Below are 17,796 nucleotides of genomic sequence, written 5' to 3'. Positions count from 1 at the left end.
TACTTTTTAATTTTTCTTCGATACTCTTTTTAATTATCTTTACAATTCTCCTTTTGACCCTGTTTTCCGATAATATTGGGCAAATTATAGCAATCATATCTTTGCATCCTTATAAAAATGCCGTCTCTGGTTCTTTCTATATTAAACATAGCTTTTGCAACTCGATTTGTTCCAAAATTATTAAAGAAGTCAATTGTAGAATCATAATCTACAATGCCTAATGGTTAATGAGAAACTAAAAGAATAGCCTTACTAGGTTCACTATTCATAAAAGTTTTCCAAATAACACTAAATGTAAAATTGTTTACAGCACTATAGGAGTCATCAAAAAAACAAACAATCAAATTACACTATGCTGTGTAACACTATTGCACATTCAATTAACTAGCTTTCTTCATCAAAAAGCATCTTAAAATCCCCTCCTACTTTAAGTCGAGAGGGGATAAAAGTTCTGTCACGGATTAGTTAACTATTAGTAAGCTGAATTTTCTAAAATTTCTTCACCATATCCTCCAGCTTGTGGTAGAGGTAAGTTTGTAGAATTAGGGGCTCTTAAAATTCTTAAAGGTTTGGCACCTGCTTCTCTTGCTGCATGAATATCTTCATCACTATCTCCATAATGAATTTCTGAACCATATTTTTTTATATAATAGGATTTATCATATTTATAAGGCTTAATAGCTTTGTTTCCAGTGTAGTGAATAGCAATGGGCTTATCTAATTTAAAAGCTTTAGCTAATGTTTTAGCGGTTTTATCAATATCACCTTCTTTATACATTGAACCTCTTGTTCTTCCTGTAATAAAGACAATTTTATCCCTTCGTTTTTGATGCATAGCAATTAATTTCTTAGCGTATTCTTTAGGAATAGAATCTTGGTCTCCTCGCTTTGCAACCAAATCCCAAAATTTTTGTTTATGAAGATAATCAAAAGACCCTGGTGTTACATATTCTTTTCCATACTGAAAATATTGACTACTAAAAAGTAATGTATCATCGATATCAAAGCTAACAGTCGTTGGCTCTTTACCATCTAAACTTTTTTGAATATCTTCAATAGAAACAATAGATACTTTTACGTTATTATTGTTTGAGATAGCTGTCACCCCCTCTTGTGTATAAGCTACTTTTGGCCCACTAGCTTCAACTATTGCTGATGAAGTTGCGACTATTCCTAAAATCAAAAGACCACTTATCACTCGTTTTTTCCGTTTCTTCATAAGCACCTCCATAAATATAATGAAAATAATTTCCTAGATTAGGATACCAAGATAAAATCTGTTATGCAAGCGATTACAAAACAATTGAATCGTTTAGTTCCTATTAGAAAGTCTTCTTCACACATATTATGACATACTCTGATTAGCACTCTAGCAGAACACAACGTTCCCCTCAAAGCTATTACTCAAAGAGTGGGATATAAAGGTAAGGGAAAGAGTACAAAGTAAATTTATACTCACGTTACGAAGATGATCAAGTCACAAGTTATCACTATACTTGATGGACTTTACAAATAGCTTCCCCCTTTTCAAGTAAACAAAAAACCACTATTCCGAAGAATAGTGGTTTAATCATGTTTTTAGGCTACTTGAGTAGTTGCTCTATTATTTAAGAGTAACTGAAGCTCCAGCTTCTTCAAGTTTAGCTTTGATTTCTTCAGCTTCTGCTGCTGCAACGCCTTCTTTAACGTTAGCAGGTGCTCCATCGACAAGACCTTTAGCTTCTTTAAGACCAAGTCCTGTGATTTCACGAACTGCTTTGATAACGCCAACTTTTTTGTCACCAGCAGATGTTAATTCTACGTCGAATGAATCTTTAGTTGCTTCTTCAGCACCACCAGCAGCTGCAGCAGCTACAGGAGCAGCAGCAGTTACACCAAATTCTTCTTCGATAGCTTTTACAAGATCGTTAAGCTCAAGGATTGAAGCTTCTTTAATTTCAGCAATAATGTTTTCAATGTTCAATGCCATTGTAATTTCCTCCAAATATTAAGTTAATAAATTAGTATTGTAACCTTAGGCTACTTGTAGACACATTAAGCAGCGTCTTCTTTGCTTTCTGCAACAGCTTTGACAGCATATGCAACGTTGCGAACTGGTGCTTGAAGTACTGAAAGGAGCATAGATAGCATACCTTCGCGGTTTGGCAATGACGCAAGAGCCATGATTTCTTCTTTTGAAGAAGTTGAACCTTCGATTGCTCCACCTTTAATTTCAAGGGCATCAGCAGTTTTTGCAAAATCGTTGATAATTTTAGCTGGTGCAACAACATCTTCATTTGAAAATGCTACAGCAGATGGTCCTACGAAAAGATCTTTCATATCACCAAGCCCTGCTTTTTCAGCTGCACGTGATAAGATTGAGTTTTTGATAACTTTAAACTCAATGCCGTTGTCACGAAGTGAACGACGAAGTTCAGTATCTTGACCAACAGTAAGCCCGCGTGAATCAACAACAACAATACTTGCTGCTGCTTTCATCTTTTCAGCAACTAAATCAACTAGTTCAGCTTTTTTAGCAATAATTGCTTCACTCATTAGTTTACCTCCGTAATTATTTTTTGCTTAGGCACAAAAAAATCGTACCTAAACCTAGACACGAAAGTACAAATACGTTATTTCTCTTAATGACGTTTTGTGCCTCGGTAGGAAGATTATGAGCATTGCTCCCCTACTGTCTTAGGTCAGTTTTTCTCAAAACTATACTAATTATAGCTTATAACCACTCATCTGTCAATACAAAAACACTAATTCTTTTATTTTTTTATATCCTTCAAATTAGTTTGATTTTATTTGACCTTTATTGACCTTTATATTATAATAGTATCAGAAGGTGATTAGTAACCTAGTTTTACAATTAGCTGATTCAGCTTTTATTAAAATTATAACGCTGAATTGAACTAATATTCCTTCAAAATGAACAATCATATCATAGTATCTAAATCTATGATCTAGAAATCGAGGTAACTAATATGTCAAATTATTATGGAAAAGATCCTTTTGGAAATATGGATGATATTTTCAATCAACTAATGGGGAATATGGGTGGCTTCAATAGTGAAAATCGCCGTTACATGATTAATGGCAGAGACATTAGCCCTGAAGAATTTCAAACTTATCGTCAAACTGGACAGCTTCCAACAAACCAAGAAACTCAACAAGCAGGTACTACTCCTTTACAAAAAGATAGTCTCCTAGCAAAACTAGGTACCAATTTAACTCAAGAAGCTAGAGATGGTCATTTAGATCCTGTTATTGGTAGAAACAAAGAAATTCAAGATACTGCTGAAATATTATCAAGACGTACCAAAAATAACCCTGTTTTAGTAGGGGATGCTGGAGTAGGTAAAACAGCTGTTGTTGAAGGCTTGGCACAAGCAATTGTTAATGGGGATGTGCCTGCTTCAATCAAAAACAAAGAAATTATCTCCATTGATATTTCTGGTTTAGAAGCTGGTACCCAATATCGTGGAAGCTTTGAAGAAAACATTCAAAATTTAATTAAAGAAATCAAAGATGCTGGAAATATTATTCTTTTCTTTGATGAAATCCATCAAATTTTAGGAGCAGGTTCTACCGGTGGAGACAGTGGCTCTAAAGGGTTAGCTGATATTTTAAAACCAGCTTTATCACGTGGTGAATTAACTGTTATCGGTGCAACTACTCAGGATGAATATCGAAATACTATTTTAAAAAATGCTGCTCTAGCCCGTCGTTTTAATGAAGTTAAAGTAAATGCTCCTTCAGCTGAAGATACCTTCCATATTTTGATGGGAATTAGAAATCTCTACCAAGTGCATCATAATGTTCTCCTACCTGATAATGTGTTAAAGGCTGCTGTTGATTACTCTATTCAATATATTCCACAAAGAAGTTTGCCAGATAAGGCAATTGACTTAGTAGATATGACAGCTGCACATTTGGCAGCTCAGCATCCAGTGACTGATTTGAAATCTTTAGAACAAGCTATTAAAGCTGAAAAAGATAAACAAGAAAAAGCTGTTGAAAGTGAAGACTTTGAAGCAGCCTTGAATGCTAAAACTAAAATCGAAGAATTACAAAAACAAATGGAAAACCACTCTGAAGGGCAAAAAGTTACTGCGACAGTCAATGATATTGCTCAATCCGTTGAACGTTTAACTGGAATTCCTGTTTCAAAGATGGGTGCCAGTGATTTAGAGCACTTAAAAGAAATTGGTAACCGTCTAAAGAGCCATGTTATTGGTCAAAATCAAGCTGTTAATGCAGTCGCAAAAGCTATCAGGCGTAATCGTGCTGGTTTTGATGACGGACATCGTCCAATTGGGTCCTTCTTATTTGTCGGTCCCACAGGGGTGGGTAAAACAGAACTGGCAAAACAGCTAGCCTTAGATATGTTTGGATCTAAAGATGCCATTATCAGACTAGATATGTCAGAATATAGTGATCGTACAGCTGTTTCAAAACTAATAGGAACTACTGCTGGTTATGTTGGTTACGATGATAATAATAATACCTTGACTGAACGTGTTCGTCGTAATCCTTATTCCATAATTCTGTTAGATGAAATTGAAAAAGCTGATTCTCAAGTAATAACCTTACTCTTACAGGTTTTAGATGATGGTCGCCTAACAGATGGTCAAGGAAATACCATAAACTTTAAAAATACTGTCATTATTGCCACTTCCAATGCTGGTTTTGGGCATGAAAAAGAAGATAGGAAAGAAGATGAAAAATTAACCATTATGGAACGCATTGCTCCTTATTTCAGACCTGAATTTTTAAATCGTTTTAACGGAGTGATTGAATTTTCTCATCTTAAAAAAGAAAATTTGAAAGCTATCGTTAATTTAATGCTTAGTGAAGTTGACAAAACCATCGCTAAAAAGGGTATTAAGCTTAGTGTATCCGATAAGGCTAAAGACTATTTAATCGAGCATGGTTACGATTATGCAATGGGAGTTAGACCTTTACGTCGTGTTATTGAGCAGGAAATTCAAGATAAAATTACTGATTTTTACCTTGATCATCCAGAAGTTAAAGATTTATATGCTGATAGCACTGAAAATGGTATTCTTATTAGTCAGAAAAACTCCTAAAAAGAAAGCTTATGACTCAAAAAGTCCAAGGTTATTACTATCCTTGGACTTTTATCTTGTCTTATTTTGTAAAGGTAACTGTTTTATCACCATATAAAATGAGGCGACCTTCTGCTAGTTTATAATGTCTATAGTCGGTCTTTTTATTATTTTGAGTAAAAAGATCAGCTTTTTTGTTAAGGGATGTTATTTTAATTGTTCCTAGAATAGGGTTGACTCTTCCAGAAAGAAGGTGGGTTGTAAGAATACCTTTTGAAGAGTTATAGTGCCCTCCTACTTCAAAGGCAGCTTTAGTCAATTCACTATCAATTGTTTGTTCAACTATTTTTTTACTAGGAATTGCATTTTGAATAGACTCTTTCATTTGAGGACTTAAGTCATCTATTTGAAGATTCTCTTCTTTTAAAACTTCTTTCAGCTGGCCTTCAAAGGAGGCCATAATATAATCTATAAGAACTTTTTTGTTGATGCTTAAATCACTAGTCATTTGTAAGTGATTATTTTTAACAGTAATCATCAATTGAGGTTTAGAGATAAGTTCATTAGATGTCATGTCAATCTTTAAACTGTCTTTGAATTCTGACAGGTCTTTTTGCATTTTTTCTTGTAAAATACTGTCAAGAGAGTTAGACTGCCACTTCCCTTCAATTCTATTAGAGTAATAGCGATAGCTGAAAGCTAGAGCTATGATTAAAAGAAGGCTAGCAATGATAAGGGCTAATTTGCTCGTTTTACCTCTAGATTCTGGAGTGGATAAATCCAAGACATTTTTATTTTTTGACATTCATTTTTCCTATTTAAGCATACTCTGTTTAGGGTTAGATATGGTCCAAAATGGTTTCCCAAGCTTGGTCTACGCCTACTCGGTCTACAGAAGAGAAGATAATAAAGTGATCACTAGCTTCAAAGTTAAGTTTCTTTTTGATGATGGATTCATGCTTATTCCATTTTCCGCGAGGGATTTTATCTGCCTTGGTAGCCACGATAATAACTGGAATTTCATAATATTTTAAGAAATCATACATTTGGACATCTTCTGTAGAAGGTTGGTGTCTAAGATCAACCAGACTCACAACTGCTCTTAGATTTTCACGGCTGGTTAAATATTCTTCGATCATTTTTCCCCAACGGGCACGCTCTGTTTTTGAAACTTTAGCATAACCATAACCAGGAACATCCACAAAGCGAATTTTATCATCAATGTTAAAAAAATTAAGCAACTGGGTCTTACCAGGTTTTCCAGAAGTACGAGCTAAATTTTTCCGTCCAAGTATGGTATTGATAAAACTTGATTTTCCCACATTGGATCTGCCAGCCAGGGCAATTTCAGGAATATCATCTTGGGGATAATGACTTTTGTTGGCAGCACTCAGTAAAATTGAGGCATTATGTGTATTTAAAAATTTTTCCTCAGACATCCATTCTCCCTTATGCTGTTTCTAAAATAGGGCTTTCTTGGCCATTTACAGCTTCTTTAGTAACACGAATTTTGACAACATCTTCTTGGCTTGGAATTTCAAACATGATATCTAGCATAGTTTCTTCAATAATAGAACGTAGGCCACGGGCCCCTGTTTTACGGTCAATGGCTTTATTAGCTATAGCTTCCAAAGCTTCCTGATCAAATTCTAATTCTACACCATCATATGATAACAAGGTTTGATACTGTTTAACCAAGGCATTTCTAGGTTCAGTTAATATTTTAATAAGATCTTCTGTTTTTAATTGCTCTAAGGCTGCAACAACAGGCAAACGTCCAATAAATTCTGGGATAAGTCCAAATTTTTGAATATCTTCTGAGTTAATTTCTTGCATATATGAGCTCTGCTCATCAATTTTACGATTATTTTGACCAAAACCAATGATTTTCTCACCCAGGCGTTGTTTAACAATATCTTCTATACCATCAAAAGCACCACCAACAATAAAGAGAATATTTTTAGTGTCAATTTGAATCATTTCTTGGTTAGGATGTTTACGGCCACCTTGTGGGGGAACGCTGGCTTCTGTACCTTCAATAATCTTTAGTAAGGCTTGTTGAACACCTTCACCAGAAACATCACGTGTAATAGAAACATTTTCACCTTTTTTAGCAATCTTATCTATTTCATCCACATAAATAATCCCACGTTGTGCACGTTCAACATTATAATCTGCTGCTTGTATCAATTTTAAAAGAATATTTTCAACATCCTCACCAACATAGCCTGCTTCTGTTAGGGAAGTAGCATCAGCAATAGCAAAGGGCACATTGAGACTTTTGGCTAAAGTTTGAGCTAAAAATGTCTTCCCAGAACCCGTAGGACCAATCATTAAAATGTTTGATTTTTGAAGTTCTACTTCTTCGTCATCACGACTTTCAGCAAAGGAAATACGTTTATAATGATTATAAACGGCTACCGCTAGAGAACGTTTAGCACGATCTTGACCAACCACATACTGATTTAAGATGTCTAACAATTCTTTTGGCTTAGGCACTTCTGTTAAATCTGCCAGAACCTCTTCTGCCAATTCTTCTTTAATAATTTCTTGTGATAATGCCACACACTCATTACAAATAAAGACATTGTTTCCTGCTATAATTTTTTTGACTTCATCTTGGCTTTTTCCACAAAATGAACAGTGTACTTTAATATCTGTAGTTCGATTTACTGCCATAATTCCTTTATCTTTCTATATAACATAACGATTCTTAAAATAAGGTACCATAAAAAGCATGTATGGTATTGACTAGGTTAGTAAAAGCATTTAATAAAAATAAGAATCCTAGTCCATAACGATTCTTTTTAATTGCCGCAATAGCGCAGAGTACACAAATGGCACACAAAAAAGCCGTAAATACTCCAAAAATACTACGTTGCATTGGTTAAAGTCTCCCAGTAATTATTTTTTAACTAAAACATGAACTGTAAAATCATATGGATTTTCAGAATCTTTTTCATAAAAAAAGTGACTTTCTTCCTGATAATCTGAAAGATCTAACTGTGGAGCATAGGTGTCACCCTCAAAATGGCCATGTACAACTGTTTTAATAACCTTATTAAAATAGCCATCAAAAGCTTCAAGAATCTGACTACCTCCTATGATATAGAGATTTTTTTCCTGAGCATGGTACCATTCTAAGACCTTCTCAAGGCTAGTCATTGTTAAAACACCATCAATTTCAAGTGAGTCATCTCTCGTCATAATCAGAGTTTGACGATCAGGTAATATACGACGGTTCATACCATCAAAGGTAACACGTCCCATTAAAATAGACTGATTTAAGGTAGTATTTTTAAAATGTTTTAATTCTTTTGGAAGGTGCCAAGGAAGTTTTTGATTTAATCCAATAACGCCATCTTCATCTTCTGCCCAAATAGCAATAATTTCTTTTGTCATTTTTTACATCCCTTTACTATAACTCTATATATTCTACCAAAATTTTAAGAATTTTGCTCATAAAAAAATGTACTATTAAGCCTAGATAGCTAGGTCAAACTTGAGTTGAGGTTTGACTGGATTATAGTCTATTAATTCAAAGTCTTCAGCCTTAACATCATAGAAATTTGTCTTATCAGCCACGTTTAAAACCAAACGTGCCTGACGCTCTGATGCTTGACGTTCTAATAATTCATTTGCTTGTTGAAACTGATTATCATAAATGTGAAGATTATTAACAAAATAGAAAAACTTGCCTAGTTTCCAACCAAAATGTTTAGCAATCATCATTTGAAGAGCCACATATTGCATGGCATTAATATGATGGGCTACTAGCATATCATTAGACCGTTGAACCAAGGTAGCATCTAGATATAGTTCTCCATCTACACGTCTAACATCAAACATGGTCTGAAAGGCACAAGGCAATAAGCCATCACTTTCTTCAAAGGCCTCATAATCCCAGAGGGAGATAACATTTCTACGATTCCATGGATTTTCCTCTAACTGTTTTAAAATCTTATCAATAATCTGATGTTTTTTTACTACAGCACCATAACGTTGCCCAATAGTTCTTGTCTTGTCTACTTCCCAATCATTCCAATAATGAACATTATACTTTTGCTCAAGTAAATCTAAGGAATTTGATTGGTCCTGATATATCCATAAAAGCTCTTTGATAGCTGACTTGATTGGAATCGGCCGCAAAGTTGTAATGGGAAATTCACCCTTTGACAAATCATATTCTGCAAAGGAACCTGTAATGTATTTTGAATTTGCAGTTTTACCATCTTTATATTTTGGTCTAGCCTGTTCACTCCACACACCATCTTCCAAAATTCTCTTGATATTCTCTTTAAAAATCCTATCTGCTTTTGTCATGATAAAACCTTTCTTACTTATACGTTGCTTATTATTTTACCAAAATTTTTAAAAATAGCTAGAAGAAAAGTCTCTAAGAGCCCAGCTCAAGAAGAAATAGCTCCTCAAAAAAACTTCATGTCTTAAAATCCTCTTTTTTCTGAAAATATGTTAGAATATTAGCGTTAGAATTTCTATAAATAAGAGGGAAAGTAATGAAAATTGGAATTGATAAAATTGGCTTTGCTACTAGCCAATATGTTTTAAAAATGAAAGATCTTGCAGAAGCTCGCCACGTAGATCCTGAAAAATACAGTAAAGGGCTCATGCTAGATGCTATCAGCATTACTCCTATTACAGAAGATATTGTGACACTTGCTGCAACAGCCAGCCAAGAAATATTAGATGATAATGATAAAGCAACAATTGATATGGTCATTTTAGCAACTGAATCTTCCATTGACCAATCAAAAGCTGCCAGTATCTATGTTCATCACTTGCTAGATATTCAGCCCTTTGCACGTTCAATTGAAATGAAAGAAGCCTGCTACAGCGCTACTGCCGCTCTTGACTATGCTAAATTACATGTAGGGATGCATCCTCAATCTAAGGTTCTTGTTATTGCCAGTGATATTGCTCGCTATGGCATTGCGTCTTCTGGAGAACCTACTCAAGGAGCTGGTAGTATTGCCATGCTTGTTAAAGCTGATCCCCGCATCCTTATCTTAAATCATGATAACCTTGCGCAAACGCGTGACATTATGGACTTTTGGCGACCTAATTATTCTTCAACCCCATGTGTCAATGGTATCTTTTCAACCAAACAATATCTTGATTCTTTAATGACGACATGGCAAGAATATCAGCTTAAAAATAAGGTCAGTTTAAAAGACTTTTCTGCCTTTTGCTTACATATCCCTTTTCCAAAGCTAGCTCTAAAAGGCTTGACTAAAATTATGGATTCTAGTCTCACTCATGAACAAAAAGACAAGCTCCAAGAGGCATTTGACACATCAATTATCTATAGTAAACAGGTGGGAAATATCTACACCGGTTCTCTTTATTTATCCCTTCTTTCTCTTTTGGAGAATAGCAGAGCTTTAAAGGCAGGAGATAAGATTGGCATGTTCTCCTATGGCTCTGGGGCTGTCAGTGAAATTTTCAGTTTAGAATTAGTGCCAGGCTACCACAATATGTTGAAAGAAAACAGATTCGACAGCCTAGCAAATCGTAAAGTACTATCTGTGGCAGAATATGAGGAGCTTTTTTATGAAGAGCCAAATCTGGATAGTTTTGGAAATGCCAGCTTCAAAGATTATCTTTCTGGAGCTTATTGCCTAACTGCTATTAACCAACACCAAAGGATTTATCAAAAAAATGACAAGTCATAAACAAAATTGGAGTGGTTTTTTTAAAAAATCACCAGAGGAAAGACAAGACACGATTAGAGATTATCATTTGCTGTCTAAAGAAAGTCAAAAACTACTTGACAATCAGCAACAATTAGCATTAGAAATAGCTAATCAAATGGCTGAAAATGTCATCGGAAGACTTTCTCTACCTTTTAGCATTGTGCCAAATGTTCTTATTAATAATAAGACCTATCACTTGCCTTATGTTACAGAAGAACCTTCTGTTGTAGCAGCTGCTAGTTTTGCCGCAAAGCTAATTAGACAAGCTGGAGGCTTTCAAGCGACCCTCATTAAGAGACAGATGATTGGCCAGGTAGCCCTCTATGATGTCCCTGATTTTAATAAAGCACAGGCCTCTATCCAAGCTGCTGCGAGCTACTTAATGGAAATGGCTAACCAAGCTTACCCATCAATTGTCAAACGAGGAGGAGGCGCAAAATACATTGAGGCGCAAGTAAAAGAAAATTTTCTCATTGTTTATTTAAAGGTTGATACCCAAGAAGCAATGGGGGCCAATATGATTAACACCATGATGGAGGCCTTGATTCCACACTTAGAAGACCTTTCTAAGGGAAAAAGCCTAATGGCTATTCTCTCAAATTATGCTACTGAATCCCTAGTAAGTGTAGAGTGTTCTATTCCCATTCGTTTTTTGAACCGAGATAAGCATAAAGCTCAGCAATTAGCTCAAAAAATAGAGTTAGCCAGCCAATTAGCTCAAATTGATCCTTATAGGGCCGCTACACACAACAAGGGAATTTTCAATGGCATTGATGCCCTAGTACTAGCTACTGGTAATGATTGGCGAGCTATTGAGGCTGCTTGTCATACCTTCGCAGCAAAAGATGGGAACTACAAAGGCCTTTCAAGCTGGCACTTTGATAAAGAAGAACAGCTTATCAAAGGAGAATTAACTCTTCCTATGCCCATTGCAACAAAAGGTGGCTCTATTGGCTTAAACCCTAGTGTTATTATTAGCCATGACCTCTTAGAAAATCCTAGCGCCAAAGACTTAGCCCAAATTATTGCTTGTGCTGGTTTAGCACAAAACTTTGCCGCCTTAAAAGCTTTGACAGATACTGGTATCCAAGCAGGCCATATGAAATTACAGGCTAAATCCCTCGCCTTATTATCTGGTGCCAGTCAGGAAGAAATTCCCCCTTTAACAGCCTTGCTATTAAATGAAAAACATATGAATCAAGCAAGAGCACAAGAATTACTGATTACTCTTAGAAAAAAATAAAGAAACCTGGTATTAAACTCTACTCCAAGCTGACTGCTTAAGGTCAATTGAGAGTATCCGTTTAATAACCAAGTTTCTTTTTTATCTATTTGCCTCTTTTAATCTTCCATATAGTAGGTAGTCTACTTTTTTGAGGTCTGTTATTTTCTGGCAGTTAAGGGCACACATGATTAGTTTTAAATCATCTTTCCAGCCATTGACTAACTGGATGACTTCTTCTTCATGATGGGTTTCTACTAACTCTAGCATGGTCCGAGATAGTCCTACTGCTCTTGCTCCTAATACCAAGGCCTTAATCATATCTAAGGGATGTCTAATGCCACCTGATGCTAGTATCTCTACTTGATTGCTAATTGATTGACAATTTAATAGACATTGGGCTGTGGTTTGTCCCCATTGATCAAGATAAGAACGGTTGCCTCCTCTTTGATTTTCAATATATGCAAAAGAGGTTCCTCCTCGTCCCGAAATGTCAAAGCTTTTAATCCCTAACGCACGCGCAGTTTCAATTGTTTTAAGATCCATCCCAAAGCCTACTTCTTTCAAAATGATTGGGACTGGGATTTGTTCAGCATAATCTTTAAGATTTTTTCGCCAAGAACGAAATTCTCTTTCCCCTTCAGGCATCAAAAGTTCCTGCATGAGATTGATATGGACTTGTAAAAAAATAGGTTTCATGTCTGCAACCGTTTGTAAGCCTAAACTAATATCCTTATCTAAGCCAATATTAGTTGCCAACTTAAGATTGGGTGCCACCTGTCGTAATTGAAAAGACCTATCATGAGGATTCTTTAAAGCTGCACTATAAGAACCTGTCACCATTGGAATAGCTGTTGCTTGAGCTACTCGGGCTAATTTTTCATTAACAGCTTTGCCTTTTTCACTACCACCAGTCATGGCATTAATATAAAAAGGAAAATCAAAATCCTGTCCAGCAAAGTGGGTTGATAAGTCAATTTCTGCTAAATCATAATTTGGTAAAGAAGAGTGTATCAACTCAATATCATCAAATGAATTATAGGAAGATTGGTATTTTAAAGCATACTTGATATGATCATTTTTTCGATTAGTCATAAGTCCCCCAACTCTTTTGATAGATGAGTTCAATATCATCTTCTGCCCATCTTGTCTTTATCTCTTTTTCGGCTTGCTTGGTAAATGTAAAGGCAATACCACAATCACCCCCGCCTGACCCTGATGATTTAGCGACACTGTCAAGACCCAAGCTAGCTTCTTTTAGTTGCCTTAGTTTAGGATGATAGATAGACTGGTCTAAATTGTTTAATAGATTGCTTAGACTTTCAAGGCTTGTGATAAATTTATTTTTATCACCTGCTTCTAGGCTTTTTTGACAAATAAGCGTTGCTTTTTCAATTTTTTCCAAAAAAGACTGATTAATTTTTGATTTAACTCTAATAATCATTTCTCTTGAAATAGAAGGTTGCTTTGTCCAGCCAACTAAAAGAGTCATAGCTAACTGTGGCTTAATGACCTGAATAGCATAATGCCAATCTGCTTGGATGATTTCTTCAAAACTTTTATCTACTAACCAAGACTTGACCATTTCTCGGTCAAATGACCTGTAAGAGATTAAATCATCATAGGCTATACAAGCAATGTCACCCATAGATCCATTATCACCTAATTTTAAAAGGGTGTAAGAGGCTAGTTTAAAAATAAGGTCTTTGGTTAATTTTAAATTGTAAAAGACAGCCAAGGCCTTAATGGTTAAAACAGTTACACTGCCACTAGAGCCAATCCCATACTTCTTGCCATTTGCTTCCATTTTACCATTTATTGTTAGCTTAAATGCTGGAAGGTCAGTCACTTTTTTGCCCATAAAAAGTGCCATGGTTTCAATAGCTGCTTGAATAAACTTATAATTCTTATCTTCTTCTAAACCAACACAATAATCAAACATATCAGAATAAATCACAAAGTCCGAATGATCCTCAATCTGTCCTGTCATTTTGATAGGAATATTGATTAAAAGGGCTGTTTGACCAGGGTTTAATATAGCATATTCACCTGCAATATAAAGCTTTCCACCTGTTTGAACCTGATAACTAGTCATCTGCAAAGTCCTTAGTTTTTGAAACAATAATCTGGTAATCCTCAGCAAATACATTAGCCAAGCTTTCCAAATCCTCTTCAAGACACAAAACCTTTACATTAGGTCCCGCATCCATTGTAAAATAACACTGATAACCTTCTTGTCTTAGAGCTACCACCTTATCCATTGCTTGATAACTTTCTTCTGTTAAATAAGAAAAGGAAGGTTGAGCAGTACTGGTTGTTGCATGCATAGCTAAGGCATTAGACTCTGTTAACTGACCAACCTGTTTAAAATCATTAGTCTCCAGATAAGTCAGCATATTTTTATAATCAATTTCTGATTTTTCTACCCATTTCTTAAAATCACTTGAAGTCTCTCGGCAGCGTCTCATTCCTTCTCGACTAGAGATTGCCTTGGGCTGATCATTAAGGACAAGCATAATCATAGCCAATTTTAAGTCTGTTTTAACCTTAAAAATACAACCACTATCTTTGTCCCAGGCAGACACAGGCCCAAAAAAAGAACGGGAAGCAGAACCAGAGGCAAATTTTGCTTTTTGAGCTAATTGAGACTGGCTAAGTCCTGTTTGAAACAATTCATTACAAGCCTTGACTAATGCTGATAAGCCACTTGAACTTGAAGATAAACCAGCTGCTGTTGGCATATTATTTTGTGTTCTAACTTCTACAAAGGCTTCTTTATCTTGACGAAACTGATCAATAATAGCAGAAATTTTAGCATGCTCTGCTTGATTCTGCAGCTTCTGATTAATGTAAAAATAGTCCCTACCAGCTGATTTGGGAAGAAGATGGAGACTTGTTTCTGTGAACATATTTTCTAAAGTAAGGGAAATACTACTTGTTGAAGGAATCATCTCTTGATAATCTTCTTTTCCCCAGTACTTAATAATAGCAATATTAGCATACGATTTAACTTTTACAGTTTTTGAATCCACGTATTCACAGCCCCTTCTTCTATTAATTTTTTACTAATCATTTTTGCTTTTTCTTCATTATCTACCAGTGCAATAATACAACCACCTAGACCACCACCAGACATTTTTGCTCCCAAAGCACCATTAGCTACTGCTAAATCTACTAGCTGGTTGGCTTTATTAACACTGACTCCGATAGCTTTTAAGGCTTGATGTGCTTCATTCATATAAAAACCAATGCTTACTTTATCTTTTAATGTAATAGCCTTTTCTACCTTGTCAGTCAAATTACCAAGCAAGGTTAAATAAGGAAGATTACTCTCTTCATATTTGGCTACTTTATTAACTGCTTCTCTTGTATGACCATGAATACCCGTATCAGCAATTACTAAATAAGCATTCAAATCAATAGCAAGCGTTTCAAACCCAATATTTCTAATGAATTTTATGGCATAATCACTTAGGCAAGTCTTAGCATCTAAACCACTGGGATTCGTATGGGCAATAATTTCTGCCTTATTAACTAAGATCTCTAAAAGTTCATCTGACAAATCCTCTTCAAAGTAAGAAAAAACAGCTCTGATTGCAGCAATAGAAACTGCAGCTGAAGAACCCATCCCTCTTTTTTGTGGAACTTGAGAAACAATCTCATATGAAATGGGCTTCTCTTTTATTTGTAAATAATCGAGCGCCGCATAAATAGCTGTTGAAAGGGTATCATAAAAATCAAATTGTAATTTCTTTTTAGCTTTTTTGATCCGACAGACAACTTCAATGTCTTTTAAAGGCAAAGCAATAGCTGGGAAACCATAAATAACAGAATGCTCTCCCATTAAAATAATTTTACTATGTGCCCTACCAATTCCTATTTTTTCACTCATAACCTTATCTTTTCAAATATCTTAATCTTTAATATTACCTTACTATTTTACACTAAATAGACAGAAAATGCGATAAGTAACCTCTTTATCAAGCTTTTAAACTTACTTATCCTAATTTTAAATTTTTAGCTAGACAGAAAAAAATCTGATAAGATTAGGCTTTTTCTTTTAGGATACTTTCTCTTGTAATTTAGACATTTCTGCATAGATTCCATTCTTTTCTATTAGCTCTTTATGGTTTCCTTCTTCCACAATTCTCCCCTTATCCAAAACAATAATCTGGTCAGCAGATGCAATGGTTGATAAACGATGAGCAATAATAAAGGTTGTGCGCCCCTCCTTTAATACCTCCATAGCTTTTTGAATAACTCCTTCTGTTTCAGTATCGATGTGTGAAGTTGCTTCGTCTAAAATTAAGATTTTAGGATTGGTAATCAAGGTTCTTGCAAATGAGATTAGCTGCCTCTCACCGCTAGAATAAGAAGCTCCTTTTTCAGAAACAGGCTGGTATATCCCCTTTTCTAAACGTGAAATCATGGGACCAGCGCCTACCTTTTCAAGTGCCTCTAAAATATCTGCTTCCCCATAAGAAGTATTTCCCATCGTAACATTCGAAGCTATGGTTCCACTGAATAAATAAGGATCTTGTAAAACTATTCCCATCTGAGACCAAAGACTTTCACGAGAATATTTGGAAATATCTTGCCCATCAATAGTAATATGACCAGATTGAGGCGCATAAAAACGATAAAGCAGATTAATAATAGAGGATTTACCAGAACCAGTATGACCAACCAAAGCTAACGCCTGACCTCTTTTAACATGAAGGGAAATATCAGATAACACATTTTCACCCTCTTCATAGGCAAAGTTAATCTTCTTAAATGTAACCTCACCCAAATGTAAAATAAGCTATTTTTGACTATCTTCTTCTACTTTTTCTTCTAAAAGAGCCATCAGTCTTTCCCCAGTAGCTCTAGATCTTTGAATATTAGGTAATTGCCTTACCAAGCTTCCTAAGAGATCAAACAAACGGGTTAAATAATTAATATAAATAAACAACTTTCCAACGGTCACACTAGCATGTCCCTCTAGGAACTGATAACCAATAAAAGCTAGGATACCTGAAATAATAGTATATTTAATAAATTCTGTTAAGGTCCAAGAAGCTATAGAATCCGTAAAGATAATTTGCTTATCTGCTTCTTTCATTTTTTCAATATTCTCTTGAAATTCTTCTAAAATAGCATCTTCATTATGATAAAGCTGGATGATAGAGACGCCATTCATGGTCTCATTAACCTGGGTATTGATAGCACTTCTAGCATTGTAAAAGTTAGTCATGGCTTTATCTGTCATTTTTTGATAGAGAACTTGTATTCCGTAAAAAATAGGAAGAACCATTAAAAGGGCTAGGCCAGATTTAAAGTCCAAATAAATCATGACAATGTAAATAAAGATAATCTGAACCAAGCAAATTATAATTTGTGATAAGAGATTGTCAAAAAATTGATTCCTAAGTGTTTCAGTATCATTAACAATCCTTGTTGCAATCTTACCTGCAGGGCGATGATCAAAATAAGAAATGGGAAGTCTTTGCATGATATCAAAGGCTCTGTTTCTTAAGTTGCTAATAATGTTATTTGAAGCATGGACCAATGTTCTAAATGAGACATATCGTAGGATTGCTGTGGAAATAATAATAGCTAAATAAATAAGGAGTCTATTTTGAAAACTATGATAAGAAACCCCTAATCCTTTTGAGGCCGGACTTAGATAATTATCAATCATCTGTTTTACCAACAAGGGAGCAAATTGATTTCCCGCTGTTGATACTAATAATAAGATCATACCTAGACTAAAAGACAGTTTAACTGCTTTTAGTTCTTTAATTAATTTTATAAATAAGGACAT

General features: G+C 35.1%; 16 protein-coding genes, 1 pseudogene and 1 other annotated feature. Of the genes and pseudogenes, 3 read left to right on the top strand and 14 right to left on the bottom strand.

The genetic code is table 11. The annotated features are described in order from the left end of the window. Positions 1-472: 472 nt before the first annotated feature. The 3 genes from aphA to rplJ form a co-directional block, all read right to left on the bottom strand. On the bottom strand, positions 473-1,219 hold the full coding sequence (gene aphA / locus A3GU_RS0102145; protein ID WP_018365895.1) for an acid phosphatase AphA: 747 nt from the start codon (positions 1,217-1,219) through the stop codon (positions 473-475). 384 nt (positions 1,220-1,603) lie between these two features. After that, positions 1,604-1,969, bottom strand: a complete 366-nt coding sequence (gene rplL / locus A3GU_RS0102140; protein WP_018365894.1) for a 50S ribosomal protein L7/L12 — start codon at positions 1,967-1,969, stop codon at positions 1,604-1,606. Positions 1,970-2,034: 65 nt separating this feature from the next. After that, complete coding sequence (gene rplJ / locus A3GU_RS0102135) at positions 2,035-2,535, bottom strand: 50S ribosomal protein L10 (protein WP_018365893.1); 501 nt, start codon at positions 2,533-2,535, stop codon at positions 2,035-2,037. Positions 2,536-2,562: 27 nt separating this feature from the next. Continuing rightward, positions 2,563-2,699, bottom strand: a sequence feature (ribosomal protein L10 leader region). 270 nt (positions 2,700-2,969) lie between these two features. Here rplJ and A3GU_RS0102130 point away from each other — a divergent pair. Then, positions 2,970-5,075, top strand: coding sequence for an AAA family ATPase (locus A3GU_RS0102130; protein WP_018365892.1), 2,106 nt, complete (start codon positions 2,970-2,972; stop codon positions 5,073-5,075). 61 nt (positions 5,076-5,136) lie between these two features. Here A3GU_RS0102130 and A3GU_RS0102125 read toward each other — a convergent pair whose 3' ends face one another. The 6 genes from A3GU_RS0102125 to A3GU_RS0102105 all read right to left on the bottom strand — a co-directional run bounded on the left by A3GU_RS0102125 (position 5,137) and on the right by A3GU_RS0102105 (position 9,377). Beyond that, positions 5,137-5,859 carry a hypothetical protein gene (locus tag A3GU_RS0102125; protein WP_018365891.1) on the bottom strand — a complete coding sequence of 241 codons (723 nt, stop codon included), beginning with the start codon at positions 5,857-5,859 and terminating at the stop codon, positions 5,137-5,139. Between the two features lie 34 nt (positions 5,860-5,893). Beyond that, positions 5,894-6,493: a ribosome biogenesis GTP-binding protein YihA/YsxC gene (gene yihA / locus A3GU_RS0102120; protein ID WP_018365890.1), complete on the bottom strand. Its 600-nt coding sequence runs from the start codon at positions 6,491-6,493 to the stop codon at positions 5,894-5,896. A 10-nt stretch (positions 6,494-6,503) separates the two neighbouring features. Beyond that, positions 6,504-7,733 (bottom strand): ATP-dependent Clp protease ATP-binding subunit ClpX, encoded by a 1,230-nt coding sequence (gene clpX, locus A3GU_RS0102115; RefSeq protein WP_018365889.1) that lies wholly within the window; start codon positions 7,731-7,733, stop codon positions 6,504-6,506. Positions 7,734-7,767: 34 nt separating this feature from the next. Continuing rightward, positions 7,768-7,938, bottom strand: coding sequence for a hypothetical protein (locus A3GU_RS10170; RefSeq protein WP_156812683.1), 171 nt, complete (start codon positions 7,936-7,938; stop codon positions 7,768-7,770). A gap of 20 nt (positions 7,939-7,958) precedes the next feature. Further along, positions 7,959-8,456, bottom strand: a complete 498-nt coding sequence (locus A3GU_RS0102110) for a dihydrofolate reductase (RefSeq protein WP_018365888.1) — start codon at positions 8,454-8,456, stop codon at positions 7,959-7,961. Between the two features lie 81 nt (positions 8,457-8,537). After that, positions 8,538-9,377 carry a thymidylate synthase gene (locus A3GU_RS0102105; protein ID WP_018365887.1) on the bottom strand — a complete coding sequence of 280 codons (840 nt, stop codon included), beginning with the start codon at positions 9,375-9,377 and terminating at the stop codon, positions 8,538-8,540. A gap of 194 nt (positions 9,378-9,571) precedes the next feature. On the opposite strand from A3GU_RS0102105, the gene A3GU_RS0102100 reads away from it, so the two are divergent. Next, positions 9,572-10,747, top strand: a complete 1,176-nt coding sequence (locus A3GU_RS0102100; RefSeq protein WP_018365886.1) for a hydroxymethylglutaryl-CoA synthase — start codon at positions 9,572-9,574, stop codon at positions 10,745-10,747. Further along, positions 10,734-12,011 carry a hydroxymethylglutaryl-CoA reductase, degradative gene (locus A3GU_RS0102095; RefSeq protein WP_018365885.1) on the top strand — a complete coding sequence of 426 codons (1,278 nt, stop codon included), beginning with the start codon at positions 10,734-10,736 and terminating at the stop codon, positions 12,009-12,011. Before A3GU_RS0102100 ends, A3GU_RS0102095 begins: the two co-directional genes overlap by 14 nt. Positions 12,012-12,092: 81 nt before the next feature. Here the strand turns inward: A3GU_RS0102095 and fni are convergent, their stop codons facing one another. The 5 genes and pseudogenes from fni to A3GU_RS09485 form a co-directional block, all read right to left on the bottom strand. Further along, entirely contained in the window at positions 12,093-13,085 is a 993-nt protein-coding gene (gene fni, locus A3GU_RS0102090; RefSeq protein ID WP_018365884.1) for a type 2 isopentenyl-diphosphate Delta-isomerase, read from the bottom strand. Then, positions 13,078-14,085, bottom strand: a complete 1,008-nt coding sequence (locus tag A3GU_RS0102085; protein ID WP_018365883.1) for a phosphomevalonate kinase — start codon at positions 14,083-14,085, stop codon at positions 13,078-13,080. Before A3GU_RS0102085 ends, fni begins: the two co-directional genes overlap by 8 nt. Continuing rightward, complete coding sequence (gene mvaD / locus A3GU_RS0102080) at positions 14,078-15,022, bottom strand: diphosphomevalonate decarboxylase (RefSeq protein WP_018365882.1); 945 nt, start codon at positions 15,020-15,022, stop codon at positions 14,078-14,080. The genes A3GU_RS0102085 and mvaD overlap by 8 nt, the downstream gene beginning before the upstream one ends. Beyond that, entirely contained in the window at positions 15,004-15,882 is an 879-nt protein-coding gene (gene mvk / locus A3GU_RS0102075; protein ID WP_018365881.1) for a mevalonate kinase, read from the bottom strand. Before mvk ends, mvaD begins: the two co-directional genes overlap by 19 nt. A gap of 168 nt (positions 15,883-16,050) precedes the next feature. Then, positions 16,051-17,796 (bottom strand): annotated as a pseudogene (locus A3GU_RS09485) (ABC transporter ATP-binding protein).

The sequence above is a fragment of the Streptococcus didelphis DSM 15616 genome (assembly GCF_000380005.1).
Lineage (GTDB): Bacteria > Bacillota > Bacilli > Lactobacillales > Streptococcaceae > Streptococcus > Streptococcus didelphis.
This window is presented reverse-complemented; position numbering and strand designations above follow the sequence as displayed.